The organism is Dickeya oryzae (assembly GCF_009372235.1).
In the GTDB taxonomy this organism is placed as follows: Bacteria; Pseudomonadota; Gammaproteobacteria; order Enterobacterales; family Enterobacteriaceae; genus Dickeya; species Dickeya oryzae.
In genome coordinates this window covers 1-1022 of record NZ_SULL01000034.1, presented here as the reverse complement: position 1 = coordinate 1022, position 1022 = coordinate 1, and the positions used below count along the sequence as shown (strand labels likewise).

The following is a 1022-nucleotide window of genomic DNA, read 5'->3' as shown; positions in this document are numbered from 1 at the left end:
CTGACCGCTGCCATCACTACCGTTCTGGCAAAAACCTACGGTGGCCAGGCTCGTGCATTCGACCAGATCGACAACGCGCCGGAAGAAAAAGCGCGTGGTATCACCATCAACACCTCTCACGTTGAATACGATACCCCGACTCGTCACTACGCGCACGTTGACTGCCCGGGACACGCCGACTACGTGAAAAACATGATCACCGGTGCTGCCCAGATGGACGGCGCGATCCTGGTAGTTGCTGCGACTGACGGCCCGATGCCGCAGACTCGTGAGCACATCCTGCTGGGTCGTCAGGTAGGCGTTCCGTACATCATCGTGTTCCTGAACAAATGTGACATGGTTGATGACGAAGAGCTGCTGGAACTGGTTGAGATGGAAGTGCGTGAGCTGCTGTCTCAGTACGACTTCCCGGGCGACGACACGCCGGTAATCCGCGGTTCTGCGCTGAAAGCGCTGGAAGGCGATGCCGAGTGGGAAGCGAAAATCATCGAACTGGCCGAAGCACTGGACAGCTACATTCCGGAACCTGAGCGTGCGATTGACAAGCCGTTCCTGCTGCCGATCGAAGACGTATTCTCTATCTCCGGCCGTGGTACTGTAGTGACTGGTCGTGTAGAGCGCGGCATCATCAAAGTGGGTGAAGAAGTTGAAATCGTGGGTATCAAAGACACCGCGAAAACCACCTGTACCGGCGTTGAAATGTTCCGCAAACTGCTGGACGAAGGCCGTGCGGGCGAGAACGTTGGTGTTCTGCTGCGTGGTACTAAGCGTGATGAAGTTGAGCGTGGTCAGGTTCTGGCTAAACCGGGCTCAATCAAGCCGCACACCCAGTTCGAATCTGAAGTATACATCCTGAGCAAAGACGAAGGTGGCCGTCACACGCCGTTCTTCAAAGGCTACCGTCCGCAGTTCTACTTCCGTACTACTGACGTGACTGGCACCATCGAACTGCCGGAAGGCGTGGAAATGGTTATGCCTGGCGACAACATCAAGATGGTTGTAAACCTGATTGCTCCGATCGC

Annotated in this window: 1 protein-coding gene; it reads left to right on the top strand. The window is 55.8% G+C overall.

The window, feature by feature from the left end; genetic code table 11:
- A partial coding sequence (gene tuf / locus FAZ14_RS20180; RefSeq protein ID WP_153509100.1) for an elongation factor Tu occupies window positions 1–1022 on the top strand: 1022 nt, incomplete at both ends.